1 protein-coding gene is annotated in these 1,766 nt (G+C 53.1%); it reads left to right on the plus strand.

The window, feature by feature from the left end; all coding sequences use genetic code 11:
* Window positions 1-65 precede the first annotated feature (65 nt).
* Window positions 66-1,766 (plus strand): N-acetylglucosaminidase (locus tag QVO97_RS06890; RefSeq protein ID WP_288189252.1); only part of this gene is annotated, 1,701 nt, incomplete at its 3' end.

The following is a 1,766-nucleotide window of genomic DNA, read 5'->3' on the forward strand; positions in this document are numbered from 1 at the left end:
CAGAATAAGAATTCCGTTGCGGGGGATGAATTGCAGAAAACGCAGCAGAATGAGGAGATAGACGGATGAAAAAATGGAAGTTATTGGGGAAACGGGCGGCGGCGTTTCTGCTGGGCGCTGTGATGGCGGTCAACCCAGGGCTGGCAGGTACTGCAGCAGAGTCCTTGCTGGGGATCGTCAGCTATGCGGAAGAGAGAACCGCGTCGGTCAATGCGACAAACCTGAATGTCCGGAGTGGTCCTGGCACTTCGTATCAGGCACTAGCGAAGCTGTCCAAGGGCGCACCAGTTACAGTACTTGGTGAGCAGACGGGAACGGATGGCGTCGTATGGTATCAGATACGATATAGCGGAAGCGGCGGTGAGCAGACGGGTTATGTTTCGAGCAAATACATAAAGTTTCCGACGGCGATCAAATCGGATTCGGATTTTGAAAGCTATCTGACAAAGCAGGGATTTCCGGAGAGCTATAAACAGGGACTCCGGGAATTGCATGCACAATATCCGAATTGGACGTTCACGGCGTTCCAGACGAATCTGGATTGGAACACAGCGTTGAAAAATGAAAGCGTGATCGGGCGGAACCTGGTTGCGAGCAGCAGCATTTCGTCCTGGAAATCGACCGAGACAGGTGCGTATGACTGGGGAACCGGAACCTGGCCGGGCTTTGACGGAAGCTCCTGGGTACAGGCGTCTTCGGATATTATCGCCTATTATATGGATCCGCGGAATTTCTTAAATGATAAATATATTTACCAGTTCATGAAACAGTCGTATGACAGTTCGCTTCACACGAAGACGGGGCTGCAGAACATGGTGAGCGGAACCTTCCTTTCCGGCACGGTGTCGGGCGGCTCGTCGGTATCGGCCGGTACGGGAAGCAGTTCTGGAAGCTCTTCTTCCGGTTCAGCGACGGGACCGGGAAGTTCGTCAGGTTCGAGCGGAAGCAGCGCCGGTCTGTCGTCTCCGATTGCTTCGATCAGCGATCATAAGACGGAGCGGGTGGCAGCGACCAATGGACCAGGCATGGCGGGAGATGGATTTTCTTCCAACAATGCAGACGGGGAGACGGCGCCGGTCAGCAGCGGCACATCGAATAAGTCATCGGGGACAACCAGCAGCACGGCTGGAACCACCAGTGGCAGTACAAGCGCACCGGGAAGCAGCACAACTGGAACAACTTCTGGTTCAACCAGCAGCGGAAGAACAAGTGCACCGGGAAGTGGCACTTACAGCAGTTCGGGAACTTCCACGGGAGTGGCGCAGCAGTCTGCAATCGGTACTTCCTATGTAGATATCATCATGAATGCGGCATCCGAATCGGGAGTCAATCCATATATTCTGGCGTCGATGATTCTGCAGGAACAGGGCAGCCAGGGAACCGGACGCAGTATTTCCGGAACGGTGTCCGGCTATCAGGGATATTATAACTTCTTTAATATAGAGGCATATCAGTCCGGCTCGATGAGTGCGGTAGAACGCGGACTCTGGTGGGCATCCCAGTCGGGAAGCTATCTGCGCCCGTGGAACAGCATCGAGAAATCGATCCGCGGCGGTTCGGTTTATTATGGCGATAATTATGTAAAAAAAGGGCAGGATACGCTGTACTTAAAGAAATTTAATGTGCAGGGCAGCAACCTTTATAAACATCAGTACATGACGAACGTGCAGGCGGCAGCTGCCGAAGGACTGACGCTTTCGAAGATCACGGCATTGGCAAATACAACACTTGAGTTCTCGATTCCGGTGTATAAAAACATGCCGGCG

The sequence above is a fragment of the Clostridium sp. CAG:43 genome (assembly GCF_000434655.1).
Taxonomy (GTDB): domain Bacteria; phylum Bacillota; class Clostridia; order Lachnospirales; family Lachnospiraceae; genus Otoolea; species Otoolea fessa.